Annotated in this window: 21 protein-coding genes; 14 read left to right on the forward strand and 7 right to left on the reverse strand. The window is 69.7% G+C overall.

The window, feature by feature from the left end; all coding sequences use genetic code 11:
• Positions 1-6: 6 nt before the first annotated feature.
• Together G472_RS0105590 and G472_RS31480 are read left to right on the forward strand one after the other, a co-directional pair.
• Positions 7-891, forward strand: coding sequence for a polysaccharide lyase family 20 protein (locus G472_RS0105590; protein ID WP_029007581.1), 885 nt, complete (start codon positions 7-9; stop codon positions 889-891).
• Between the two features lie 79 nt (positions 892-970).
• Positions 971-2,008, forward strand: a complete 1,038-nt coding sequence (locus G472_RS31480) for an MBL fold metallo-hydrolase (RefSeq protein WP_051340465.1) — start codon at positions 971-973, stop codon at positions 2,006-2,008.
• Positions 2,009-2,018: 10 nt separating this feature from the next.
• On the opposite strand, the gene G472_RS36800 is transcribed toward G472_RS31480, so the two are convergent.
• Complete coding sequence (locus G472_RS36800) at positions 2,019-3,419, reverse strand: response regulator (RefSeq protein WP_156927008.1); 1,401 nt, start codon at positions 3,417-3,419, stop codon at positions 2,019-2,021.
• 384 nt (positions 3,420-3,803) lie between these two features.
• Between G472_RS36800 and G472_RS31490 the strand changes: the two genes are divergently transcribed.
• Positions 3,804-4,235 carry a DUF423 domain-containing protein gene (locus G472_RS31490; RefSeq protein WP_245593396.1) on the forward strand — a complete coding sequence of 144 codons (432 nt, stop codon included), beginning with the start codon at positions 3,804-3,806 and terminating at the stop codon, positions 4,233-4,235.
• 30 nt (positions 4,236-4,265) lie between these two features.
• On the opposite strand, the gene G472_RS31495 is transcribed toward G472_RS31490, so the two are convergent.
• The gene (locus tag G472_RS31495) at positions 4,266-4,643 is read right to left on the reverse strand and encodes an ArsR/SmtB family transcription factor (RefSeq protein WP_051340467.1); all 378 of its coding nucleotides are present in this window, start codon (positions 4,641-4,643) and stop codon (positions 4,266-4,268) included.
• A 165-nt stretch (positions 4,644-4,808) separates the two neighbouring features.
• On the opposite strand from G472_RS31495, the gene G472_RS0105615 reads away from it, so the two are divergent.
• The 9 genes from G472_RS0105615 to G472_RS0105655 all read left to right on the forward strand — a co-directional run bounded on the left by G472_RS0105615 (position 4,809) and on the right by G472_RS0105655 (position 13,752).
• Positions 4,809-5,105, forward strand: coding sequence for a sulfurtransferase TusA family protein (locus G472_RS0105615; protein ID WP_342667909.1), 297 nt, complete (start codon positions 4,809-4,811; stop codon positions 5,103-5,105).
• Between the two features lie 115 nt (positions 5,106-5,220).
• Positions 5,221-6,150, forward strand: coding sequence for a histone deacetylase family protein (locus G472_RS0105620; RefSeq protein ID WP_029007583.1), 930 nt, complete (start codon positions 5,221-5,223; stop codon positions 6,148-6,150).
• A 233-nt stretch (positions 6,151-6,383) separates the two neighbouring features.
• Positions 6,384-6,653, forward strand: coding sequence for an exodeoxyribonuclease VII small subunit (locus G472_RS0105625; RefSeq protein ID WP_029007584.1), 270 nt, complete (start codon positions 6,384-6,386; stop codon positions 6,651-6,653).
• 25 nt (positions 6,654-6,678) lie between these two features.
• Positions 6,679-7,545 (forward strand): polyprenyl synthetase family protein, encoded by an 867-nt coding sequence (locus G472_RS0105630; protein ID WP_245593408.1) that lies wholly within the window; start codon positions 6,679-6,681, stop codon positions 7,543-7,545.
• A 17-nt stretch (positions 7,546-7,562) separates the two neighbouring features.
• Complete coding sequence (gene dxs / locus G472_RS0105635; protein ID WP_029007586.1) at positions 7,563-9,479, forward strand: 1-deoxy-D-xylulose-5-phosphate synthase; 1,917 nt, start codon at positions 7,563-7,565, stop codon at positions 9,477-9,479.
• A gap of 211 nt (positions 9,480-9,690) precedes the next feature.
• A complete protein-coding gene (locus tag G472_RS36805) occupies positions 9,691-10,725 on the forward strand; it encodes a sensor histidine kinase (protein WP_051340469.1) in 1,035 nt (344 codons plus the stop codon).
• A gap of 74 nt (positions 10,726-10,799) precedes the next feature.
• Positions 10,800-11,540 (forward strand): TlyA family RNA methyltransferase, encoded by a 741-nt coding sequence (locus G472_RS39675; protein ID WP_029007587.1) that lies wholly within the window; start codon positions 10,800-10,802, stop codon positions 11,538-11,540.
• 20 nt (positions 11,541-11,560) lie between these two features.
• Positions 11,561-12,112 carry a putative glycolipid-binding domain-containing protein gene (locus G472_RS39680; RefSeq protein WP_029007588.1) on the forward strand — a complete coding sequence of 184 codons (552 nt, stop codon included), beginning with the start codon at positions 11,561-11,563 and terminating at the stop codon, positions 12,110-12,112.
• Between the two features lie 125 nt (positions 12,113-12,237).
• On the forward strand, positions 12,238-13,752 hold the full coding sequence (locus G472_RS0105655; RefSeq protein ID WP_211100145.1) for a hypothetical protein: 1,515 nt from the start codon (positions 12,238-12,240) through the stop codon (positions 13,750-13,752).
• 168 nt (positions 13,753-13,920) lie between these two features.
• Here G472_RS0105655 and sppA read toward each other — a convergent pair whose 3' ends face one another.
• The 5 genes from sppA to fabI form a co-directional block, all read right to left on the reverse strand.
• Positions 13,921-15,687, reverse strand: a complete 1,767-nt coding sequence (sppA, locus tag G472_RS0105660; RefSeq protein ID WP_029007590.1) for a signal peptide peptidase SppA — start codon at positions 15,685-15,687, stop codon at positions 13,921-13,923.
• A 39-nt stretch (positions 15,688-15,726) separates the two neighbouring features.
• Positions 15,727-16,299 carry a peroxidase-related enzyme gene (locus tag G472_RS0105665; RefSeq protein ID WP_029007591.1) on the reverse strand — a complete coding sequence of 191 codons (573 nt, stop codon included), beginning with the start codon at positions 16,297-16,299 and terminating at the stop codon, positions 15,727-15,729.
• Positions 16,300-16,378: 79 nt separating this feature from the next.
• Complete coding sequence (locus G472_RS0105670; RefSeq protein WP_029007592.1) at positions 16,379-16,996, reverse strand: invasion associated locus B family protein; 618 nt, start codon at positions 16,994-16,996, stop codon at positions 16,379-16,381.
• Between the two features lie 94 nt (positions 16,997-17,090).
• Entirely contained in the window at positions 17,091-18,167 is a 1,077-nt protein-coding gene (aroC, locus tag G472_RS0105675) for a chorismate synthase (RefSeq protein ID WP_029007593.1), read from the reverse strand.
• Between the two features lie 70 nt (positions 18,168-18,237).
• The gene (fabI, locus tag G472_RS0105680; protein WP_029007594.1) at positions 18,238-19,086 is read right to left on the reverse strand and encodes an enoyl-ACP reductase FabI; all 849 of its coding nucleotides are present in this window, start codon (positions 19,084-19,086) and stop codon (positions 18,238-18,240) included.
• A gap of 98 nt (positions 19,087-19,184) precedes the next feature.
• On the opposite strand from fabI, the gene G472_RS36810 reads away from it, so the two are divergent.
• Complete coding sequence (locus G472_RS36810) at positions 19,185-20,522, forward strand: YihY family inner membrane protein (RefSeq protein WP_084536465.1); 1,338 nt, start codon at positions 19,185-19,187, stop codon at positions 20,520-20,522.
• 82 nt (positions 20,523-20,604) lie between these two features.
• Positions 20,605-24,087 (forward strand): DNA polymerase III subunit alpha, encoded by a 3,483-nt coding sequence (dnaE, locus tag G472_RS0105690; RefSeq protein WP_029007595.1) that lies wholly within the window; start codon positions 20,605-20,607, stop codon positions 24,085-24,087.
• The last annotated feature ends 36 nt before the right edge of the window (positions 24,088-24,123 follow it).

Below are 24,123 nucleotides of genomic sequence, written 5' to 3' on the forward strand. Positions count from 1 at the left end.
GCGCCCATGAGCAACCGCCGCACATCCATGCGAAAGGCCATGCTGGCCACCCTGCCGGTGCTGGCGATCCTGGTGGAGTGCAGTGTGGCCGCCGCCGGCGACCGACGGGGCCTTCTGTTCGAAGCCGACTTCGAGCGCGGCTCCGACCTCGCCGCCCTGGGGTTCCGCCATTCCGGCAACCCTTCCGCCATCGCCCGCGTGGCGGGCGAGCGGGCGGTGCGCGTCCACCTCGACCGGCTGGCGGCGGGCGGCAACGGCTACCGCAGCGAGATCCAGCCGGTGGCGCTGCCGGCGCCGGCGTTCGACCAGGGCATGTTCGCCCGGATCGGCAAGGAATACTGGTACGGCATGCGTCTCTACATGCCGGAGGACTGGCGGGTGCGCGACCGCAGCACCACCATCCTGGTGCAGTTCCACTCCGCGCCCGACCCGGGGGAGGCGTGGCGCAACCCGCCCGTCTCCCTGCGCACCGCGCTCAGGGACGGGCGCACCCACTTCATGCTGCACGTCCGCTCCGATTCCAGCCGCTATACCACGGGCTCCGGCGAGGCGCGCTACGACCGCTCCGACTCCATCGACCTCGGCCCCATCGACTCCGCCGTCGGGACCTGGACCGACTGGGTGTGGAACATCCGCTGGAACCACGACGGCAACGGCTTCCTGCGCCTCTACCGCAACGGCCGGCTGGTCGCCGACGTGGCCGGCGGCAACAGCTTCAACGACCGCACCGGACCCTATCTGAAGCTGGGCCTCTACAAGTTCGACTGGAAGGATCGCCGCGACACCGGCCCCTCCAGCCGGACCCTCTACATCGACGACCTGCGGGTGGGCGATGCCGCCGCCGGTTACGACGGCGTCGCACCGCGCCCTGCGGCGGCCGGACGGTCCTGACCGGGCTGCGGGGCTTCCGTTCGCGCCGCGGGACCGTTAGGCTGGCCGACGATACGCCACCGTATGAAGGCCCGCCGCCATGCCCGCCGACCCGTCGCCCGCCGCCGCCCGTGTCGCGCTGCCGCCCGAAGGCGGCGCCGTCGCGGTGGCGCCGGGGGTGCATTGGGTGCGGATGCCGCTGCCGTTCGCGCTCGACCACATCAATCTGTGGTTGCTGGAGGACGGGGACGGCTGGACGATCGCCGACACCGGCTACAACAGCGAGGCGACGCGCGCCCTCTGGCTGCGGCTGTTCGACGGCGTCCTGGCCGGCCGGCCGGTGCATCGGGTGCTGTGCACCCATTTCCATCCCGACCACATGGGGCTGGCCGGCTGGCTGGTGGGGCGCACCGGCGCCACCTTTGCCACGAGCCTGACCGAATGGCTCTATGGCCGGGCGCTGAGCCTGGACACGTCGGAGCTGGCGGTGCCGCCGACCCTGTCCTTCTACCGCCGCGCCGGCGCGCCGGAGGCGGTGATGGAGCGGCTGGCGGTGTGGGCCACCGCCTATCGGGCCAGCGTCTCGCCGATCCCGGCCGTGCTGCACCGTCTGCGGGACGGCGACCGCCCGATGATCGGCGGGGTGCCCTGGCGCGTCGTGGTGGGGCGCGGCCATGCGCCGGAGCAAGTCTGCCTGCACGCTGCCGACCGCCGCGTGTTGATCGCCGGCGACCAGGTGCTGGAACGCATCAGCCCCAATGTCAGCGTCTGGCCGAACGAGCCGGACGCCGACCCGCTGGGCGACTTTCTCGACAGCATCGCCGCGCTGACGGCGACGATCCCCGACGACGTGCTGATCCTGCCCTCCCACGGTGTGCCGTTCACCGGCCTGCACGCCCGCCTGGCGGCGCTGGCCGCCCACCACGCCGAACGCCTGAACACCTGCCGCGCCGCGTGCGACCGGCCGCACACCGCCTGGGAGGTGACACGGGCCCTGTTCACCCGCGATCTCGACCCCCACCAGATGCGCTTCGCGGTGGGCGAGACGCTGGCCCACCTGAACCACCTGGTCCACCGCGGCGCGTTGCACCGGCACCGCCCGGACGACGGCGGAGCGGATCGTTACGTCGCCCGGTGACGCGGTCCGTTCAGGGCAGCCAGCGGGCCAGGGCGGCCAGCAGGTCGGGCTTGCGCACCGGTTTGGGCACATGGTCGTTCATGCCGGCGGCGAGACAGCGGCTGCGGTCTTCCGGATAGGCGTGGGCGGTCAGGGCGACAACCGGCAGGCCGCCGCGACCGTCGGGCAGCGCGCGGATGGCGGCGGTGGCGGCAAACCCGTCCATGTCCGGCATGGACAGGTCCATCAGCACCAGCTCCGGCGGTTCCGTGGCGCGGGCGATGAGCTGCACCGCCTCGATCCCGTCACCGGCGAGGAAGACGGTGAACCCCGCTTTGCGCAGGACCGCGGCCAGGACGAGCCGGTTGGTCGCGCTGTCATCAACCACCAGGATGCGCCCGCCGCGGCGCCGGGCCCAAGCCTGAAGCCGCGCGTCGCGCAGCGGCCCCGCCTCGGCCCCGTCACCGGGGACGGCGGCGGGCGCGGGAGCGGGCGGGGCGACCGCCGGCACCGTGACATCGACGGCGAACCACAGTCGCCCGGCCGGTGGCGGATCGTCGCCGATCCGGCCGCCGACGGCGGCGGCCAGGTGACGGGCGAGCGCCAGACGCAGGCCGTCCTCCGTTGCCGCGAAGGCGGCGGCACCGGTGCTGCGCACCGCGAAGGTCAGCGTCGTGCGCCCGGGATCCGCGGCGCTCCCCTCCACCGACAGGGCGAGAGGGCCGCCGTCGGTCCGCAACAGGGCGTGGACCGCCAGGGCGTTGAGGATGCGCGCGATCCGGCGCTCGTCGCCGTGCACCAGCGGCGGGACCTCCGGCCCGGTGGCGCAGTGGAGCCGCACCCCCTTCTCGGCGGCCCGTTCGGCCAGATCCGTGGCGATCCGCCGCGTCAGCCCGGCGGGATCGAAGGACTCCGCCGCCGGTCCGGCTGGCGGTGCGTCGAGGGCGGCCAGGTCCAGGATGCCGTCGATCAGTTCCGCCAGGGACTCGGCGGACCGGCGGACGGCGGTGACGACGCCGGCCTGTTCGTCCCCCGTGACCCATTCGCGCAACAGGTCGAGACCGCTGAGGATGCCGTGCAGGGGGGTGCGCAGCTCGTGACTCGCCGTCGCCAGGAACTCCGACTTCGCCCGGGTCGCCGCTCCGGCCGCCTCCCTGGCGGCGTGAAGGTCACCTTCCATGCGGTGCCGTTCGGTCACGTCGACCTCCTGCACCAGGGCGACGGTGTGGCCGCTGGCCGGATCGGGGAAGGGCTGCAGGTGGATGTCGTGCCAGCGGCGGCCATGGCTGGTGACCACACGGGCCGTCAGCGACAGCGCCTTGCCGTCGGCCAGGGCTGCCCGCGCCCGCGCGGCTTCCCCGGCATCCTCCATATGGCCGAGCAGGGCGGGGTCCGGGCCGCGGTCCCGCCGCGACGCGGGATTCTGCAGCATGCACCCGCCGTCCATGGCATAGACGCCGACCGGGAAGGGAGAATGGTGGAATGCGCCCGCCCAGCGCAGGCACTCCGGTCCGGGGCCGGCCTCCGGATCCGTTTTGGCCGCCGCGGCTGCCATGGCAGTCCGCTGCGGTGCACCGTGCGAAAGGACAATCATGGCTCGAGTCGCTGTGGTTGGCGATGCAGAATGCAAAGCAACTTGCATATCGTCCGGTGGCCGGGACCGGTCGGACGCCGCAGATGTCCTGCCGTTTGCTGTCCAGCAATTCACGGGCCAGTGTCCGATGTTGCGCCTGCGAAGCATCACCTCTCAACAAGCCGGGGCGGAGCGTCTAGAATGTCCCGATCATCTCAAGGGTGACAGGAACGATCGGGTGGAATGATGGGGAACGTCGGACGGATCTGGCTGGTGCTGGCCGGGCTCAACGGTGCGGTGGCGGTGGCGGCGGGCGCCTACGCCAGCCACGGCATGGCCGCGCCGGAACTGGCGCGGGCGCAGCAATGGGTGGAGTTGGCCGGTCAGTACCAGCTCTGGCACGCCCTGGCGCTGGTCGGCGCGGCGGTGCTGGAGGCGCGCGGCAGCGGACCGGCGGGGCTGGCGGTGCGCACCTTCGGCTGGCTGGTGGTGGCCGGGACGCTGCTGTTCTGCGGGACGCTCTATCTACAGGCGTTCGTCGGTCCGCTGCCGGTGCCGATGACGGCGCCGCTGGGCGGCAGCGCCCTCATTCTCGGCTGGCTGGCGGCGGCGCTGGCCGCGGTGCTGCCGGGCTGGCACCGGCCGGAAGAACCGTCCGGCGCCGGCGTCCGCTGACGCCGGGGCGGGAGGCGGAGGGTGGCGGGGTCAGGCGGCCGACGGCGGGGCGGCGTGCCCGTCGCTGTCGGCGCCGTTGGCGTGGGCACCGGCATGGGTGTTGGCGGAGGCCGGCACCGCGCAGTAGAGGCTGTGCAGCGTGCCCATGATCGCCTTGGCCTCGCCGCCGCTCAGCGAATAGTAGATGTTCTGGGCGCTGCGCCGGGTCCGCACGAGCTTGTCCCGGCGCAGCCGCGCCAGGTGCTGGGACAGGGCCGACTGGCTCAATCCCACCAGATCCTCGAGTTCACCGACCGACTTCTCGCCCATCGACAGATGGCACAGGATGAGAAGGCGGCGCTCGTTGCTCATGGCCTTCAGCAAGGTACTCGCCTTGCGGGCATTCGCCTGGAGGTCCGCGATTTCCATGGGGTTCGTCTTCACCGTCTCTACCGCCCCTGTCGGGGGCCCGGATGCGCTGGAAGGGCCGGCCTTCTCGTGGGGATGCGGGCCGTCGCAATGATTATGGGGAAATTTGCCGGTTTGTCCACTGTGGAAGCTCACCCATTGTACATAGAACCGGCGACTTCTACCATGGTGGATATCCCGGTGCCGCTGATCAACGGTGCTGTGAATTGTCAGGAGCGACTTGGAGGTATTGCCATGGCCCGACATCGGCTCGACGCACGCGGGCTCGTCTGCCCGCTGCCCGTATTGCGTGCACGCAAGGCGCTCAGGGCGCTGGCTCCAGGCGACGTGCTGGAGGTGGAGGCGACGGATCCCGCCGCTCCGAAGGACTTCGCCGCGTTCTGCGAAACCACCGGCAACCGACTGCTGGCGAGCGGTGAAGAGGGCGGCGTCTTCCGTCTGGAGATCGAGCGGACGGCCTGAACCGGCCCCGCCCGGGTGTGACCATTCGGCCTGCAATCGGCCTGTACTTTGCGGGTCGATCCGGGAACAATGGCAGGCGGAAACGACCCGATTCCAACGATAACGATACAAAACAATGCACACCTCCCTGTTCACGCACCCCGCCTGCCTGGAGCACGACACCGGGCTCGGCCACCCCGAATGTTCCGACCGCCTGAAGGCGGTTCTTGCGGCCATGGAGTCGGAGGATTTCTTTCTGCTGGACCGGCAGGAGGCGCCGCGCGCCGAAATCGCCCAGATCGCGCGCGTCCACCCGCTGTCCCATATCGAAAACGTGCTGGCCATGGTGCCGCAGAGTGGCCACGCCGGGGTGGACGCCGACACCGTGCTGTCCCCCGGTTCGGGCGATGCGGCGCTGTACGCGGCCGGTGCCGTGGTGGCCGCGGTGGACGCCGTCGCCCGCGGGGAGTCGCGCAACGCCTTCTGTGCCGTGCGGCCGCCGGGGCACCACGCCGAACGGGCGCGTGCCATGGGCTTCTGTCTGTTCAACAACGTGGCGGTGGGTGCCTATCACGCCCGCGCGGTGCACGGGCTGCAACGGGTGGCGGTGATGGACTTCGACGTCCACCACGGCAACGGTACCCAGGACATCTTCCAGTCCGACCCGGACATGCTCTATTGCTCGACCCACCAGTCGCCGCTCTATCCCGGCACGGGTGATCCGGCGGAGAAGGGGGAATACGGCAACTGCGTGAACGCCACGCTGCCCGCCATGGCCGGCAGCCCGGAGTTCCGCCACGCCATGACCCACACCATCCTGCCGGCGATCGACCATTTCAAGCCCGACCTGATCATGATCTCCGCCGGCTTCGACGCCCATTCGCGCGATCCGCTGGCCGGCCTGCACCTGACCGACGACGATTTCGTCTGGGCCACCCGCAAGCTGGGGGATCTGGCGCGCACCCACTGCGGCGCGCGCATCGTGTCGGTGCTGGAGGGAGGGTACAACCTGCGCGCTCTGGCCTCGGCCTGTGCCGCCCATGTGCGCGAACTGATGGCAGCCTGAGTTGGTACCCCCAACGTCCCGGGATGGCGGCATGCCGACATAGGCATGCCGTCGGCGCTTGCACCCGACCCCGGGACGGCCCTACTTTCGGGGACGGGTCACGCCGGCGGCATCACCCCGATGGCGCCGGCGTGACCCTCTCGATCAATGCTGCGGCATTGATCTGTCGGGTTTCACGGCCGGAAGGAGATGGAAATGATCGTTTTCCGGCCGTATCACACCACGGATTCATAATGTCCGATTCACCGAATACCCCTGCCTCGCCCCTGCCGCCCGACATCGCCGCCATGAGCTTCGAGGATGCGCTGGCGGAGCTGGAGCGCATCGTTCGCCAACTGGAGGAGGGGCGCGGCAAGCTGGACGACGCCATCGCCTCGTACGAGCGCGGCACGGCCCTCAAGTGCCACTGCGAGGCCAAGCTGCGGGAGGCCCGGGCCAAGGTCGACCGCATCACCATCACCGCCGATGGCGGCATCACCACCGAACCGGCCCGGATCGACTGACGTGAACGACGCGCTGAAGTCCGCCATGGCGGAGTCCGCCGAGATGGTCGAGCAGGCCATCAACGCCCTCATCCCCTCCACCGACCTTGCCGAGGCCCGGCTGTTCGAGGCGATGCGCTACGGCTGCCTGGGCGGCGGCAAGCGGCTGCGCCCCTTCCTGGTGCTGTCGGCCGCCCGCCTGTTCGGCGTCAACCTGGAGTGCGCGCTGCGCACCGCCGTGGCGGTGGAGTTCGTCCACTGCTACTCGCTGATCCACGACGACCTGCCGGCCATGGACGACGGCGCGCTGCGCCGCGGCCGACCGACGGTGCACCGGCAGTTCGACGAGGCGACCGCCATCCTGGCCGGCGACGCCCTGCTGACCCTGGCCTTCGAGGTGCTGGCCGACCCGGCCACCCACGAGGACCCCAAGGTGCGCTGCCAGCTCGTGGCGGCGCTGGCGAAGGCAGCGGGCGGGCACGGCATGGTCGGCGGCCAGATGCTGGACCTCATCGCCGAGCACGAAACCTTCGACATCGGCACGATCACCCGTTTGCAGCGCATGAAGACGGGTGACATGATCGCGTTTGCATGCGAGGCCGGTGCCATTCTCGGCAAGGCCGGGGCGCCGCAGCATCAGGCGCTGCGTGCCTACGCCCACGACCTGGGGCTGGCGTTCCAGATCGTCGACGACCTTCTGGACGTCGAGGGGTCGGAGGCCGAGACGGGCAAGACCGTCGGGCGGGACGCCGCCGCGGGCAAGGCCACCTTCGTCTCTATCCTCGGCCGCCAGCGCGCCCGCGCCCAGGCCGAGATGCTGGCCCGCCAGTGCGTGGCGCATCTGGACATCTTCGACGGTCGCGCCGACATGCTTGCGGCCGTGGCGGCGTTCGTGGTTGAGCGGCGCGTGTGAAGGAAGGACGCTGAGACGTGACATCCACCAGCAAGACTCCGCTTCTCGACCGGGTGCGCGTGCCGGCCGACCTCCGCGGCCTGCGGCCCGACCAGCTCCGCCAGGTGGCCGACGAGCTGCGGACCGAGACCATCGACGCCGTATCCGTCACCGGCGGCCATCTCGGCGCCGGGCTCGGCGTGGTGGAGCTGACGGTGGCGTTGCACTATGTCTTCGAAACGCCCGCCGACCGGCTGATCTGGGACGTCGGGCACCAGTGCTACCCGCACAAGATCCTCACCGGGCGGCGCGACCGCATCCGCACCCTGCGCCAGGGCGGCGGGCTGTCCGGCTTCACCAAGCGGACGGAGAGTGTCTACGACCCCTTCGGCGCCGGCCACAGCTCCACCTCCATCTCGGCCGGGCTGGGCATGGCGGTGGCCCGCGACCTGAAGGGCGGCTCCAACCACGTGGTCTGCGTCATCGGCGACGGCGCCATGAGCGCCGGCATGGCCTATGAGGCCATGAACAACGCAGGGTCCACCGACAGCAAGCTGATCGTCGTCCTCAACGACAACGACATGTCCATCGCCCCGCCGGTGGGGGCCATGAGCGCCTACCTGTCGCGGCTGATCTCGTCCAAGCCCTACCTGTCGCTGCGTCACCTCGCCAAGGACATCGCCGAACAGTTGCCGCGCCCCCTGCGCGACGCCGCCCGCAAGGCGGAGGAGTACGCCCGCGGCCTGGTCACCGGCGGCACCCTGTTCGAGGAGCTGGGGTTCTACTACGTCGGTCCCATCGACGGGCACAATCTGGACCACCTGCTGCCGGTGCTCCAGAACGTGCGCGACGCCGAAGACGCGAAGCCCGTGCTGGTGCACGTGGTCACCCGCAAGGGCCACGGTTACCCGCCGGCGGAGGCGTCGGCCGACAAGCTGCACGCCGTGGCCCGCTTCGACGTCATCACCGGGACCCAGACCAAGGCCAAGTCCAACGCCCCCACCTACACCCGCGTCTTCGCCGACGCCCTGATCCGCGAGGCGGAGGCCGACGAGCGGGTGGTGGCGATCAACGCGGCCATGCCGTCGGGGACCGGTCTGGACCTGTTCGCCCGGCGGTTCCCCGACCGCTGCTTCGATGTGGGCATTGCCGAGCAGCACGCCGTGACATTCGCCGCCGGCCTGGCGACCGAGGGGTTCAAGCCCTTCTGTGCCATCTATTCCACCTTCCTCCAGCGGGCCTACGATCAGGTGGTGCACGACGTGGTGCTCCAGCACCTGCCGGTGCGCTTCGCGCTGGACCGCGCGGGCCTGGTGGGCGCCGACGGAGCGACCCACGCCGGGTCCTTCGACGTCGCCTATCTGGGCTGCCTGCCCGACATCGTGCTGATGGCCGCCGCCGACGAAGAGGACCTGATGCACATGGTCGCCACCCAGGCGGCCATCGACGACCGCGCGTCGGCCCTGCGCTACCCCCGCGGCGAAGGCGTCGGCATGTCCCTGCCGGAGCGCGGCACCGTGCTGCCGCTGGGCAAGGGCCGCATCGTGCAGGAGGGCACCAAGGTCGCCATCCTCAGCTACGGCGCCCGCCTGGAGGAGGCCCGTCGCGCGGCCCAGGACCTGGCGGCGCGCGGCCTGTCCACCACCGTGGCCGACGCCCGCTTCGCCAAACCGCTGGACGAGGATCTGGTGCGCCGCCTGGCCCTGAACCACGAGGTGCTGATCACCATCGAGGAGGGCTCGGTCGGCGGGTTCGGCAGCTTCGTGTTGCACCATCTGGCCACCGCCGGCCTGCTCGACCACGGGCTGAAGGTGCGGCCGATGGTGCTGCCCGATCGCTTTCTGGATCATGACTCCCCGGCCCGCCAGTACGAGACGGCCGGCCTGTCCGCCCGCCACATCGTGGCCACCGCCCTGACCGCGCTGGGTATGGAGACCGCCGCCGCCCGCGCCTGAGGAAAACGGCTTACGCCGAACGCTGCCATGGGGCCGCCTTCCGAAGGGGGAGGCGGCTCTTTTTTTTATCTGTAATCCCAACAAGTATCCAAGAGCATAGACCGAATTGGTGGCCGGTCGAAAGGCCGGTTTCGGTGGATGGACGGGGACGAGTCGATTACTTTGTTCAAGCAAGCTTCTTCCCGGTTGGAAAGTACAGGATCGGGCCATCATGTCGGCGATACGGGTGGAATGTGAAAAGGTCGATGAGGAGTGCATCAATCATCGCCGACCGGCGGCGGACGCTCTGGTGGATGCCATGCCCGCCATCCTGTGGTCGGTGGACTGTGACCTGCGGATCACCGCGGTGCGGGGTGGAGGGCTGGGGATGCTCGACCTCGATCCTGCGGCCCTGATCGGCCGAACCCTGTTCGAGCGGTTCGAGACCACCGACGATTCCTTCCCGCCGATCGCGGCGGTCCGCCGGGCTCTGGGCGGTGAAAGCGTCCGCTTCGAGATCGATCGGCACGGATGCGTGTTCGAGACCCGCGTGGAACCGATGCGCCGGGACGACGGCACGGTGATCGGCGCCGTCGGGCTGGCCGTCGACATCACGCGGCGCCGGCAGTCGGAGTCGGCCCTGGCGGAGGCGTTGCAGGAGAAGGACAGCCTGCTGAAGGAGGTCAACCACCGGGTCAAGAACAGCTTGCAGTTGGTGTCCAGCCTGCTGACGCTGCAGGGCCTGACCAACAAGGACCCCGGTGTGCGGGCGCAGTTCCAGGACGCCTGCGGGCGCGTCGGCGCGGTGGCGCAGGTCCACCATCGGCTGCACGCCGGCAGCCGGTTCCGCGTGCTATCGATCGCCGGCTATCTGCGCGACCTGTGCACCGAACTGGCAGCCGGCCCGGTGGGGGGCGGGCAGGGCCGCACCGTTCTGGTCGACGCCGAAGACGCCGAACTGCCGGCGGACTGCGTCGTCCCCCTGGCCCTCATCGTCAACGAACTGGTGACCAACGCCCTGAAGTACGCCTACGGGCCGGGGGAACCCGGCGATGTCGTGGTCACCTTCCGGGCGCTGCCGGAAGGCGGCTATCGTCTCACCGTCACCGACCGCGGCCGCGGGCTTCCCGCCGGCTTCGACGTGGCGCGGGCCGATGGACTCGGCATGAAGGTGGTGCGGGCCTTTTCCGGCCAGCTCCGAGGCAAGCTGCACACCGAGCCGACCGGCTCCGGCGCGCGCTTCGTCCTCGATCTGCCGACCCTCTGACCGCTTCCGCTTGCCCCGTGCCCCCGATCCGGGGCACTCCTGGGGGCGGGACGGAGCAGGGCGAGGGTGCGGGGATGGCACGGGTACGGGTCGATGTGGCGCTGGTGGAACGGGGCCTCGCGGAAAGCCGGGCCAGGGCGCAGGCGTTGATCCTTGCGGGGCTGGTCTATTCCGACACGCGGCGCATCGACAAGGCGGGCGATCAGATCGCCGAAGAGGCGCCCCTGTCGGTCAAGGGACAGGATCATCCCTGGGTGTCGCGCGGCGGGCTGAAGCTGGTCAAGGGGCTGGACAGCTTCGCCATCGACCCTGCCGGCCTGACGGCGGTGGACGTGGGCGCATCGACCGGTGGTTTCACCGACGTGCTGCTGAGCCGCGGCGCGGCGCGTGTCTACGCCGTCGACGTGGGGCACGGGCAACTCGCCTGGAAGCTGCGCGGGGACCCGCGGGTGGTGGTGCTGGAAAAGACCAACGCCCGCCGCCTGACCCGCGCCGAGATCCCCGATCCCGTCGACCTGGTGGTGTGCGACGCCAGCTTCATCGGGTTGGAGGTGGTGCTGCCGGCCGCTCTCGCCCTCACCGTGCCGGGGGCACGCCTGGTCGCCCTGATCAAGCCGCAGTTCGAGGTGGGCAAGGGCCGCGTCGGCAAGGGGGGTGTCGTCCGCGACCCCGCCCTGCACGCCGAGGTGTGCGAGCGCATCCGCGCCTGGCTGGCCGGCTTGCCGGGCTGGCGCGTGCTGGGCGTCGAGGAGAGCCCCATCAAGGGGCCGGAGGGGAACACGGAATTCCTGATCGGCGCGGTGCGGGAAGGATAGACGCGCACAGGGAGATGGAGATGATCGTTGCACGCTGGGGTCCATGGTCGGGCGAAGGGCTGGAACACCTGGAGCTGAACGTCACCGCCGACGCGGTCACGGCCGACGGGGTGGTCGTCGGCGCCACCGACGACGGTCTGCCCTTCGCCGCCCGGTACCGGCTGACCTGCGACGGTGGTTGGCGGGTGCGGTCCCTGTCGGTGGACGTCGTCGGTGCGGGGTGCGGTCTGGTGCTGGTCGCCGACGGTGCCGGATCCTGGGCCACCGCCGCGGGTGAGCCCCTGCCGGGACTGGCCGGCGCGATCGACGTCGATCTGTCGGTGAGCCCCTTCACCAACACGTTGCCCATCCGCCGTCTCGACCTGGCCGCCGGGGCGGGCACCGAGATCGCCGTGGCCTACGTTCACGTCCCCGACCTGAGTGTGGAGTGCGCGCGGCAGCGCTACACCCGCCCTGACACCGACGCCCGCTACCGCTTCGAGTCCCTCGGAAGCGATTTCGCCGCCGACATCGACGTGGACGGACAGGGCCTCGTCGTCACCTATCCCGGCCTGTTCCGGCGGACACTCTGAATCACGCAATCCGGTTGATCATCATTAACGAAAGACACTCTATGGTTTAATTCGGACGTACGGATACGATCCTGTAGACGCCCGCATGTTGTCTGTTATAGGCCCGAAGCGTCCGGTATGGCGTGGTGCAGCCGGAAATGGAGCGGGGGCCAGACATGACGTCGAATTGCAGGGTTTCGGTTTCCATTCGGATCGGGCGCTACCGCGGTCCCGGTTCGGAGGAGGATTACCGGCGTGCCAAGCTGGCGCGCATCGTGGGGGACGGTGCGCCGCAAGAGGAGTGGCACGATCGCTTCATCGCCGACGGCGGGGACACGCTGCCCCTCGCCGATCCGGCTCTGGAGGACAGCTACACCGCCGCGGCGCGCACCGTGCTGGGCATCCGCAAGGGGTGCGCCCTCGGCACGCTGTCGGGTTACAACCTGCTGACGGACGGCGAGACCCTGGAAAGCGCCCACTTCAGCCTCCTGACCGCCGACGTCGGTGACCATCCCGCGGGAACGGCGGTGTACGTCCAGCGCACCGGTCTTGCCGACACGTACTTTCTCCTTCCGGGGGTGCGGGTCACCGCCGGTGGCCGGGTGGTCACCACGCCGGTCTTCGCCGCGGTGCCGGCGCAGCCGCCGCTGCTGCGCGCCGACAGCGAATGGGTCAGCGTCGCCACCGACGCGGCCTCCTCCATGGTGGAGGAACTGGTCAAGCAGCAGCTTGAGGCGAAGCTGGCGGGGTATCTGGTGTCTGGGCTGTCGACCCTGGCGGGCGGCATCGCCGGCGGCATCCTCGGCGCAATTCTCGGCGGGGTCGTCGACCTGATCTTCTCGTCCGATGATGAGGATTACCTCAAAGATCTGGAGGAGATGTTCCAGAAGATCGTCGAGCAGACGGTCCGCCAGAATACGGTCGATCAGATATCCAGCGCCATCAGCCAGGTGAACACCAACATCGCGGTCGAGTATATCGCGAAGAGAAAGGAATTCATGGGGCTGACCGGGGCGGCGGACACCGACCCGCAGGTGCAGAAACTCGACAATCGCAAGCTCCTGTTCGACCTCCTGAAGGGGTATGAGGACATCCAGTCGCAGAACGGCGGCATCGAATACCTCATGCGTGAGGACGTTGCCAAGGCAGCCCTGCCGGTGTTCATGCTGGGCGTGACCCAGAAGCTGGCGCTGTACCAGGAAATGGCGATGGTCGATCCCACCGGCCCGCGCGACCCGGTGTCGGGCCTGTTCGACCCGACCAAATCGGGCTACGTCACGGACAGCATTCCCGCCGCCGTGCGGAAATATGCAGCCCACATCGAGAAAACCTGGCCGCTCATCAAGACCGATCGGGAGAACAAGGTCGAGTTTCCGACCGTCGTCCGCTCTTACAACCGTTACGTTTCCGGTGACGTCCAGGTCATCACCATCTGCGGCCTGGAAGACAAGTACGACGGAACCAAGATCGAGATGGGCGACGTCAGTTACAGTGAAAAAGACGGCTATCAGTACTCCGACGCGGCGAAGACCAGGGCGGCGGAGTACAAGGCAAAGAAGGTTGCCGAACTGGCTACGTCGCTGTCCGATCCGGATGCCTTCATCCTGCGCCTGAAGGAACTGGAAAAGAGCCCGATGGGCAGGGTGGTCATCACCGAGTGATCCGCGTCCCGGGAGCCACAGGCGTCGTTAGATCGGATCGGGTTAAATCGGAACCGATTTGACGCGTGAGTCCGATCGCTTCCCAAAATGCCAGAGCAACATGCATTTCACATAAAATGCATGTTGCTCTGGCGAACGCCTGTGGCTCCATGGCTTTGTTCTTGCCATCTAGCGCGGCGGCAGCAGGCCGGTGGGGGGCATCACGGCCAGGACGCCGGGGCGGGACGCTTCCACCAGCGGGCGCAGGTGGGTTGCCAGGGGCAGGGCGTCGCGCAGAGCGGCCAGGGCGGCACCGCTCTCCACGATCTCGCCGCGGCCGGAGACGAAGTCCATGGCCCGTTCCAGAGGAGACTTGGGACGGGGGAAGACGGCCACGGTGATCGCCGCGTCGGCGGCCAGCCCGGCCGCCTCGCGGGCGCGGATCAGCGCCTGCTCCAGCCCGCCCAACTCGTCGACCAGACCCAGGGCGGCGGCCTCCGCGCCGGTCCACACCCGCCCCTGCGCCGCGGCCCGCACCGCCTCCGGCGTCATGCGGCGTGCCGCGGCCACCCGCTCGAGGAACGTGGTGTAGGAGCGGTCGACCAGCGCGTTCAGCCGTTCCAGCCCGCTGTCGTCGAACGGGCGCACGGGCGACCACATGCCGGCGTTGCGGCCGGATTGCACCACCCCCCAGGACACGCCGATGCGGCGCGACAGTTCCTCCGCCACCGGCTTGCCCGCGACGACGCCGATGGAGCCGGTGAGCGTCGCCGGGCCGGTGACGATGCGGTCGGCGTCCATGGCGACCCAATAGCCGCCGGACGCGGCGGCGTCGCCCATGGACACGATCACCGGGCGCCCGCCCGTGGTGCGGGCGTTGACCACGGCGCGCCGGATCGCCTCCGACGCGGTGACCGAGCCGCCACCGCTGTCGACGCGCAGCACGATGGCCACCACGTCCGGGTCTTCCAGCGCATCCTCGAACGCCTTCACCACGGTTTCCGATCCGGCGGTCAGGCTGCCCATCAGCGGGTCGACCTCGCTGCGGCCGTCGACGATGGTGCCCTGCACATGGATCAGCGCCACCGTCGGCCCCTGTTCGTGGGCGTCGCCGGCGGAGTCGCGGTAATCGGGCACCTCCACCGGGTGCGCACCCGGTCCGGCCTGAGCCAGCGCCGCCGCCATCGCCTCGTCCCGGTAGCCCAGCCGGTCGACCAGGCCGTTGTCCAGCGCCTCCGCGTCCAGCAGGGGCGCGCGGTCGATCAGCGCCCGCACCATGTCCGGTGCCAGACCGCGGCCCTCAGCGACGCCGGACACGAGCTGCCCCGACAGGTCGGCGACCAAGCTTTCCATCATCTCCCGGTGGGCGGGGGAGAAGTCGGTGCGGGTGAAGCTCTCGGCCAGGGTCTTGTACGCCTCGCGCTGCACCACCTGGGGCCGGATGCCCAGATCCTCCAGCGCCTTGCCGGCGAAGGGCACCTCGGCCGACAGGCCGGTCAGCCCGACGACGCCGAGCGGTTGCAGCCACACCTCGTCGAAAGCGGTCGCCAGCAGATAGGCGCGGTTGCCCGGCCCGCCGCCGCCGAAGCTGGTGGCGAAGGCGTACGCGAAGCGCCCGCTCTCCCGGAAGCGCTGCACGGCGGTGCGCAGTTCCTGCACCTGCGCAAAGCCGAGGTCGTCGCTGCCCATGCGGGCGACCAGGCCCTTCACGCGGGGATCCGTGCGCGCCCGCTCCAGCGTCGCCAGCACGTCGCGCAGGGTCGTGCTCTCCTCCAGGAAGGCCAGCGATCCCGTCGGCGGCGCGTCGGCCAGCGGCCGGTCGAGGTTCAACTCCAGCACCACGGTGTCGGGCAGGGCGGGCGCGCCGCGGTTCAGCAGCACGTACACCAGTACCGCGATCCCGGCGATCACCAGGAAACCGACCAGGGCGAACAGACGCACGATGAAGGTGATCATCCCGGCGGGTCTCCGGCGGTTGCGGGGCAGGGCGGGCGGTCAGCGGTCCAGAGCGTGGTACTCGCGGTTGGGGATCATGTCCACCGCGGAGGCGACGCGGTTCGACATGTTGTAGAAGCCGGCGACATCGGCGATGTCGAAGATCTCCTCCGCCGTGAAGCCGGCGTCGCGCAGGGCCCGGCGGTCCGCCTCGCCGATGGCCATGGGCTGCGTCGTCAGCTTCCAGGCGAAGTCGAGCATGGCGCGGTGGCGCGGCTCCAGCGGCGCCACCCGGTAATTGGCGGCCAGCATCTCGCCCAGTTCGGGATCGCCCGACAGCTTGCGCACAGCCTGCCCGTGGGCCACCAGGCAGTAATAGCAATGGTTGGCCGAGGAGACGACGACCGCGATCATCTCCCGCTCCAGCTTGCTCAGGCCGCTCTCGCCCAGCATCAGTTCGTTGTAGAAGGCGGCGAAGGTGCGCAGCTTCTTCGGGCGGGCGGCGTAGGCGCGCAGGACATTGGGGACGAACCCCAGCTTCTCCGTGCATTTGGCGAAATAGGCCTGCAGGTCCTCGTCCAGCGTTTCCGGATCGGGAACGGGCAGGGCCATGATGTGATCGGGTTGCGGCATGGTGGGTGTCCTCCGGGATCGGGCGCCCAGGGTAGCGGCACCGGCGGCCGGCGCAAGCCCCACCATCGGGCGGGCGCCGCTACATCCAGGCGTCGACGCCGGCCTGCCGGCGCAGTTCCTCCATGCGCTCCAGAGCGGCCCGGAAACCTTTGAGATAGAAGAAGATTTCTACCTTCTCACCGGCCGGCGACAGGCCCACCGCCGAGACCTTGTCGGCGCTGCGCATGCGCTCCACCAGACGGTCGTTGACCGCCCGGTCGCTGACGGCGCAGGTGCCGGGTTCGTAGGGAAAGCGGGTGCAGGGGAATTCGGGGCGGAACAGCGATTGGTCGACCCACAGGCGTACGCCCTTGTCGATGTCGATCGACTGGTCCTCCAGGCGGAATCGCAGCCCTTCCATCCAGCGTTCGCTGGAGCGCAGCCACACCAGGCGCGACGCCTTGCGCGGACCGGAGGCGCGGCGTGTGCCCAGTTCGCACTCCACCCGGCGCGGCTCGCTCCACACCTGGCAGTAGAGTTTCCAGTTCTGATGGGTTTCCGCGTATTCCCGGAACGCCGGCGCCGCGGCCATCCTGGACAGGAGGGTGGCGCTGCTCGCCGCGGGGTCACCGGCGGACACGGTGCCGGCGAAGCCGGCCGCGGCCAGCGCCGTCAACAGGCCGCCGGCAAGGGCTCCCGAGCGTCGGCGTCGCGTCATGTCCGTCCGTCCCGCTGTCCTCGTACGCGACCGGACGATACCCCAATGCGGGTGCCGGGAGCAACGAATCGGCCGGCCGCCGCCGGCCGGTCGTTCAACGTACGGTGTAGGCGCGCTGCCGCAGCAGGTGATCGGCCAGCACGCAGGCCATCATCGCCTCGCCGACCGGCACGGCGCGGATGCCGACGCAGGGGTCGTGGCGGCCCCTGGTGACGATCTCCGTGTCGTTGCCGTCCCGGTCGATGGTGCGGCGCGGCACCAGGATGGAGCTGGTGGGCTTCACGGCGAAACGCACCACCACGTCCTGCCCGGTGGAGATGCCGCCGAGGATGCCGCCGGCGTGATTGGCCAGGAACAGCGGCCGGCCGTCGGGCCCCCGGCGCATCTCGTCGGCATTCTCCTCGCCGGTCAGGGCGGCGGCGGCGAATCCGTCGCCGATCTCCACGCCCTTGACGGCGTTGATGGTCATCATCGCCCGTGCGAGGTCGCCGTCCAGCTTGTCGTACAGCGGTTCGCCCAGGCCGGCCGGCACCCCGGACGCCACCACCTCCACCACCGCACCCACCGACGATCCGGCCTTGCGGATGCCGTCGAGGTAGTCGGCCCACCGCGCGGCCGCTTCCGGGTCGGGGCAGAAGAAGGGGTTGGCGTGCACCGCGTCCCAGTCCCAGCGGGAGCGGTCCACCGCGTGGGGGCCGATCTGCACCAGCGCGCCGCGGACCGTGATGGTGTCGCCCAGCACCTTGCGCGCAACGGCGCCGGCGGCGACCCGGCATGCGGTCTCGCGCGCCGAGGAGCGGCCGCCGCCGCGGTGATCGCGGATGCCGTACTTGCGCTCGTACGCGTAGTCCGCGTGGCCCGGCCGGAACTTGCCGACGATGTCGCCGTAGTCCTTGGAGCGCTGGTCGGTGTTCTCGATCATCAGCGACAGCGGCGTGCCCGTCGTTTTGCCCTCGAACACGCCCGACAGGATGCGGACCCGGTCGGGCTCCTGACGCTGGGTGGTGTAGCGCGACTGGCCGGGCCGCCGCTTGTCCAGCCAGGGCTGGATGTCCTCCTCGCTCAGGTCCAGCAGCGACGGGCAGCCGTCCACCACGACGCCGATGGCCGGCCCGTGGCTCTCGCCCCAGGTGGTGAAACGGAAGGCGGTGCCGAAGCTGTTGCCGGCCATGATGGATTCCCTTCGAACGTCGCCGGGTCCCGCACCCTCCCCCGCTGCCGGCGGGGGAGGGGCGGAACGATCAATCCGCCTTGGCGCCGCCGCTCAGGCCGTTGAGGAGCTGGGCCACCTGCGGGGCGGCGTCCACCGCCACCATGCCGACGGTGTGATAGCCGCTGTCCACGTGCATCACCTCGCCGGTGACGCCGGTGCCGAGATCGCTCAGCAGGAACAGGCCGGCGTTGCCGACTTCGCCGATGGTGACGTTGCGCTTCAGCGGGGCGTTCAGCTCATTCCACTTCAGAATGTAGCGGAAATCGCCGATGCCGCTGGCCGCCAGGGTCTTGATGGGGCCGGCGGAGATGGCGTTGACGCGGATGTTGTCGCCGCCCAGGTCGACGGCCAGGTAGCGCACGCTGGCCTCCAGCGCCGCCTTGGCCACGCCCATCACATTGTAGTGGGGCATGACGCGCTCCGCGCCATAATAGGATAGGGTCAGCAGGCTGCCGCCCTCCCGCATCAGCGGCACGGCGCGCCGGGCCACCGCGGTGAACGAGTAGCAGGAGATGTCCATCGTGCGGAGGAAATTGTCGCGCGATGTGTTGAGGTACTTGCCGTCCAGCTCGTTCTTGTCGGAAAAGGCAATGGCATGGACCACGAAGTCGATCTTGCCCCATTCCGCCTCGATCGCCGCGAACGCAGCGTCGATGCTCGCCTCGTCGCTGACGTCGCAGGGCACCACGAGGCGCGCGCCGACCGAATCCGCCAGCGGCCGCACGCGCTTGGCGAGCGCGTCGCCCTGGTAGGTGAAGGCAAGCTCGGCACCGTGCTGCGCCAGCGCGGTGGCGATGCCCCAGGCGATCGACCGATCGTTGGCCACGCCCATGATCAGGCCGCGCTTGCCTTCCATCAGCGGCTTCGGGTTGGACATCCGGACCTCGTTATCCATAGTGTTCTTCGGGACATGAAAAAAGTGGGGCGCATCCTACACCAAAGACGTGCCCGGTCAAACCGGAGCGGGAGGTCCCCATGCCGGCCCTGAAGGGCGTTGTCGGAGCCTGGCGGCGGGCGCGGTCCGCGGTGAGCGAGGTGAGTGCCTTCACCGCCCACTCCGCCATGCGCTTCTACAACGACAACTGTTTCCAGACCGCGGCGTCGCTGACCTACACGACGCTGCTGGCCATCGTGCCGCTGATGACCATCGGGTTCGCCATCTTCACGGCGTTCCCCGCCTTCGGGGCGCTGCAAACGCGCGTGCAGGAGGTGATCTTCCGCAACATGGTGCCGGAGATCGGCGACGCCATCCTGGAGTACCTCGGCCATTTCATGGCCAATGCCGGGCAGATGACGGTGTTCGGCGTGATCGGCCTGGCGTTCTCGGCGATCTTGCTGATGTGGACCATCGAGGGGTCGTTCGCCGCGATCTGGCGCATCTATGAACCGCGCTCGATGGTCACCCGCATCCTGTCCTTCTGGGCCATCCTGACGCTGGCGCCGCTGTTCTTCGGGGCCAGCCTGTCCCTGTCCAGCACCCTTTGGACGACGCTCCAGGTCGCGCATCTGGAGGACTTCGCCTATCCCCTGGTCGGCTTCGGGGCGATCCTGCCTTACGTGCTCCAGATGGCGGGCTGCACCTTCCTCTATCTGGCCATTCCCAACCGGCCGGTGAGCTGGCTGGACGCCGCCTGTGGCGGGGCCGTGGGGTCGCTGCTGCTGGAACTGTCCAAGGCCGGATTCGGCTGGTACCTGCGGACCTACCCGGCGTACCAGACGATCTACGGCGCCATGTCGACCATCCCCATCTTCCTGTTCTGGCTGTACATCGCCTGGTCGACGGTGCTGTTCGGCGCGGTGGTCACCGCCGCCCTGCCGGAATGGCGGGCCGGCCGGATCACCCGCCACGGGCCGGAGGGGCTGCTGCCGGCCCAGCGCCTGGCGCTGGCGCTGGCGGTGCTGCACGAACTGATGGACGCCAGCCGCCTGGGTGTGGGCCTGCGCCGGCGCACGCTGGTGCAGCGGGTACCGGTGGGCGCGGTGCTGATCGACGGCATCCTGGAGCAGCTTCGCGACGCCCACTGGGCCGCCCACACCACGCGCGAGTCGTGGGTGGTGACCCGCGATCTCGGCGAGTCGACGCTGTACGACCTGATGAAGGCGCTGGGGATCGGCCTGCGCGGTTCGGTCCGCGGGCTCGGCGGCCTGGAACTGCCCTGGCAGGAACGCACCGCCCAGCTTCTGGAGGCGGCCGAGGCCAACCAGCAGGAGATCCTCGGCGTGCCGCTGAAGGTGCTGCTGGCCGACACCACCCGCGGCGGCGAGGGCACCGGCCCGGTGCCCCTGCGCCCGCACCGGCGCTCCTCGCCCTGACGGCGGCTTGCCGAAGGTCCGGCTTGATCGGGGGGCGCCTCCCGGGCCACCTATAGGGCTCCCGCCGCCGAACGCAGACATCATGCCCCACGCCGATTTCATCCACCTGCGCGTGCACTCCGCCTATTCCCTGTCGGAGGGCGCCATCAAGGTCAAGGAACTGGTGAAGCTCTGCCAGAAGCAGGGGATGCCGGCGGTGGCCGTCACCGACACCGGCAACCTGTTCGGCGCGCTGGAGTTCGCCCTGGCCGCGTCGGACGCCGGCGTGCAGCCGATCATCGGCACCGTGCTGGGCATCACCCGGGTGGCGCCGGCGGCGGTCCGGCCCGGCCTGCCGGGCAAGGCGGCGACACAGCCCGACCAGCTCGTCCTGCTCTGCCAGACCGCGGAAGGCTACCGCAACCTGATGAAGCTGGTGTCCAGGGCCTTCCTGGAATCCGACCCCATGGCCGGGCCGCAGGTGCCCCTGGACGCGCTGGAGGGGCACACCGCCGGCCTGATCGCGCTGACCGGCGGGCCGCAGGGGACGGTGGGCCGGCTGCTGGGCGAAGGGCAGGGAGCCCATGCCCTGGAGGTGCTGGAGCGGCTGAAAGCCCTGTTCCCCGGCCGCCTCTATGTGGAACTCCAGCGCCACGGCGGCCGCTTCACCGCCATCGAGGACGCCATCGAACCGGCGCTGGTCGATCTGGCCTATGCCCACGACCTGCCGCTGGTCGCCACCAACGACTGCTATTTCGCCACCGCCGACATGTACGAGGCGCACGACGCCCTGCTGTGCATCGCCGAGGGCGCCTACATCAGCCAGGAGGAGCGGCGCCGCCTCACGCCCGACCACCGCTTCAAGTCGGCGGCGGAGATGCGCGAGCTGTTCGCCGACCTGCCGGAGGCGGTGGACAACACGCTGGTCATCGCCCGGCGCTGCTCCTTCCTGCTGAAGCCCATCAAGCCGATCCTGCCGGCCTTCCCCACCGAGGCGGGCCGCAGCGAGGACGACGAACTGCGCGCCCAGTCCCGCGCCGGGCTGGAGATGCGCCTGGAGACCGTCGTCTTCACCCCCGACATGGACGAGGCGCGCCGCGCCGAGGTGCGCAAGGAGTACGGCGACCGGCTGGAGTTCGAGCTGGACGTCATCGTCTCCATGAAGTTCCCCGGCTACTTCCTGATCGTGTCGGACTTCATCAAGTGGGCCAAGGCGCAGGGCATCCCCGTGGGGCCGGGGCGCGGGTCGGGGGCCGGCTCGGTCGTCGCCTGGGCGCTGACCATCACCGACCTGGACCCGCTGCGCTTCGGTCTGCTGTTCGAGCGGTTCCTGAACCCCGAGCGCGTGTCGATGCCCGACTTCGACATCGACTTCTGCCAGGACCGCCGCGAAGAGGTGATCCGCTACGTCCAGGACAAGTACGGCTACGACCGCGTCGCCCAGATCATCACCTTCGGTAAGCTGCAGGCGCGCGCCGTGCTGCGCGACGTCGGGCGCGTGCTGCAAATGCCCTACGGGCAGGTCGACAAGATCTGCAAGATGGTGCCCAACAACCCGGCCAACCCGGTCACCCTGCAGCAGGCGCTGGACAGCGAGGAGCCGCTGCGCCAGGCCCGCGACGGCGACGAGACGGTGGCCCGCCTGGTGGACATCGCGCTGAAGCTGGAAGGCCTCTACCGCCATGCCTCGACCCACGCCGCCGGCGTGGTGATCGGCGACCGGCGCCTGGACGAGCTGGTGCCGCTCTACCGCGACCCGCGCTCCGACATGCCGGTCACCCAGTTCAACATGAAGTTCGTGGAGCAGGCCGGGCTGGTGAAGTTCGACTTCCTCGGCCTGAAGACGCTGACGGTTCTGCAGACCGCGGTCAACCTGATCCCGGAGAAGCCCGACCTGTCGCGGGTATCCCTGGACGACGAGAAGAGCTACCAGATGCTGGGCCGGGCGGAATCGACCGGCGTGTTCCAGCTCGAAAGTTCGGGCATGCGTGACGTCCTGCGCCGCCTCAAGCCCAACCGGCTGGAGGACATCATCGCCCTGGTGTCGCTCTACCGTCCCGGCCCGATGGACAACATCCCCAAGTACATCCGGGTCAAGAACGGTGACGAGCCCCCCGACTACATGCACCCGTCCCTGGAGGGAATCCTTAAGGAAACCTTCGGGATCATGATCTACCAGGAACAGGTGATGCAGATCGCGCAGGTGCTGTCCGGCTACACGCTGGGCGGCGCCGATCTGCTGCGCCGCGCCATGGGCAAGAAGATCAAGGAGGAGATGGACGCCCAGCGCGCCATTTTCTGCAAGGGGGCCGAAGGGCGCGGCGTCGACGCCGGCCAGGCCAGCCTGATCTTCGACCAGGTCATGAAGTTCGCGGGCTACGGCTTCAACAAGAGCCACGCTGCCGCCTACGCCCTGGTCGCCTATCACACCGCCTATCTCAAGGCCAACTACCCCGTGGAGTTCATGGCCGCGTCGATGACGCTGGACCTGGGCAACACGGACAAGCTGAACGTCTTCCGGCAGGAGTTGAGCCGGCTGGGCATCCGTCTGCTGACGCCGGACATCAACCGGTCCGATTCCATCTTCGGGGTGGAGGTGCTGCCCGACGGCACCAAGGCCATCCGCTACGCCCTGGCCGCGGTCAAGGGCGTGGGCCTTCAGGCCATGAAGGCAGTGGTGGATGAGCGCCGGAAGAACGGCCCGTTCCGCAGCCTGTTCGACTTCGCCCGCCGCCTGGACCTGGAGACCATCAACAAGCGCCAGTTGGAGAACCTGACCTGCGCCGGCGCCTTCGACGGCATCGACGCCAACCGCGCCCGCGTTCACGGCGCGCTGGAGACGCTGATCCGCTACGCCAGGGCCGAGGCGGCGGAGCGCCAGAGCGGCATCGGCAACCTGTTCGGCGGCGGCGGCGGCGGGCTCAGCGAGCCCAACCTGCCCAAGGTGGCGGACTGGGAGCCGCTGGAGAAGCTGAAGCACGAGTTCCAGGCCATCGGCTTCTACCTCTCCGCCCACCCGCTGGACGCCTTCGCCCGCGCCCTGGGGCGCATGAAGGTGCTGCGCTCGGCCGAGATTGCCGGGGCCGTCGCCAGGGGCGGCTCGACCCGCTACAAGATGGCCGGCATCGTCGTGTCGAAGAAGGAGAAGACGGCCAAGTCCGGCAGCCGCTTTGCCTTCGTCGAACTGTCCGATGCCGGCGGCGGCTACGAGGTGACCTGCTTCTCCGAAGTGCTGTCGTCGTCGCGGGACCTGCTGGAGCCGGGCACGCCGGTGCTGCTGACCGTCGACGCCCAGATGAACGGCGAAGAGGTGCGCCTGACCTGCCAGGAGGTGAAACCCCTGGAGGAGGCGGTGGCTTCCGTCTCCGACGGGCTGCGGGTGGTGCTGCGCGACGACCGCCCGCTGCCCGGCCTCAAGGGCACGCTGGAGCGCTTCTCCAAGGGCCGCGGCCGCGTCCATGTGCTGGTGGAGGTGGAGCCGCTGAAGGAGATCGAGATCCAGCTCCCCGGTTCCTACTTCATCAACGCACAGAGCCGCGCGGCGCTGAAGGCGGTGCCGGGGGTGGTGGAGGTGGCGGACCTGTGAGGGCCGGCCGGTGCGTCGCCCTCCGTCACCGCCGGC

Origin of the sequence: Azospirillum halopraeferens DSM 3675 (assembly GCF_000429625.1) — a bacterium.
In the GTDB taxonomy this organism is placed as follows: domain Bacteria; phylum Pseudomonadota; class Alphaproteobacteria; order Azospirillales; family Azospirillaceae; genus Azospirillum; species Azospirillum halopraeferens.

Excerpts from the sequence above, each read along its gene's own strand:
- G472_RS0105590 (WP_029007581.1), top strand. The coding sequence starts at position 7 with ATGAGCAACCGCCGCACATCCATGCGAAAGGCCATGCTGGCCACCCTG.
- G472_RS31480 (WP_051340465.1), top strand. The coding sequence starts at position 971 with ATGCCCGCCGACCCGTCGCCCGCCGCCGCCCGTGTCGCGCTGCCGCCC.
- G472_RS36800 (WP_156927008.1), bottom strand. The coding sequence starts at position 3,419 with ATGCTGCAGAATCCCGCGTCGCGGCGGGACCGCGGCCCGGACCCCGCC.
- G472_RS31490 (WP_245593396.1), top strand. The coding sequence starts at position 3,804 with ATGATGGGGAACGTCGGACGGATCTGGCTGGTGCTGGCCGGGCTCAAC.
- G472_RS31495 (WP_051340467.1), bottom strand. The coding sequence starts at position 4,643 with ATGGAAATCGCGGACCTCCAGGCGAATGCCCGCAAGGCGAGTACCTTG.
- G472_RS0105615 (WP_342667909.1), top strand. The coding sequence starts at position 4,809 with ATGGTGGATATCCCGGTGCCGCTGATCAACGGTGCTGTGAATTGTCAG.
- G472_RS0105620 (WP_029007583.1), top strand. The coding sequence starts at position 5,221 with ATGCACACCTCCCTGTTCACGCACCCCGCCTGCCTGGAGCACGACACC.
- G472_RS0105625 (WP_029007584.1), top strand. The coding sequence starts at position 6,384 with ATGTCCGATTCACCGAATACCCCTGCCTCGCCCCTGCCGCCCGACATC.
- G472_RS0105630 (WP_245593408.1), top strand. The coding sequence starts at position 6,679 with ATGGCGGAGTCCGCCGAGATGGTCGAGCAGGCCATCAACGCCCTCATC.
- G472_RS36805 (WP_051340469.1), top strand. The coding sequence starts at position 9,691 with ATGTCGGCGATACGGGTGGAATGTGAAAAGGTCGATGAGGAGTGCATC.
- G472_RS39675 (WP_029007587.1), top strand. The coding sequence starts at position 10,800 with ATGGCACGGGTACGGGTCGATGTGGCGCTGGTGGAACGGGGCCTCGCG.
- G472_RS39680 (WP_029007588.1), top strand. The coding sequence starts at position 11,561 with ATGATCGTTGCACGCTGGGGTCCATGGTCGGGCGAAGGGCTGGAACAC.
- sppA (WP_029007590.1), bottom strand. The coding sequence starts at position 15,687 with ATGATCACCTTCATCGTGCGTCTGTTCGCCCTGGTCGGTTTCCTGGTG.
- G472_RS0105665 (WP_029007591.1), bottom strand. The coding sequence starts at position 16,299 with ATGCCGCAACCCGATCACATCATGGCCCTGCCCGTTCCCGATCCGGAA.
- G472_RS0105670 (WP_029007592.1), bottom strand. The coding sequence starts at position 16,996 with ATGACGCGACGCCGACGCTCGGGAGCCCTTGCCGGCGGCCTGTTGACG.
- aroC (WP_029007593.1), bottom strand. The coding sequence starts at position 18,167 with ATGGCCGGCAACAGCTTCGGCACCGCCTTCCGTTTCACCACCTGGGGC.
- fabI (WP_029007594.1), bottom strand. The coding sequence starts at position 19,086 with ATGTCCAACCCGAAGCCGCTGATGGAAGGCAAGCGCGGCCTGATCATG.
- G472_RS36810 (WP_084536465.1), top strand. The coding sequence starts at position 19,185 with ATGCCGGCCCTGAAGGGCGTTGTCGGAGCCTGGCGGCGGGCGCGGTCC.
- dnaE (WP_029007595.1), top strand. The coding sequence starts at position 20,605 with ATGCCCCACGCCGATTTCATCCACCTGCGCGTGCACTCCGCCTATTCC.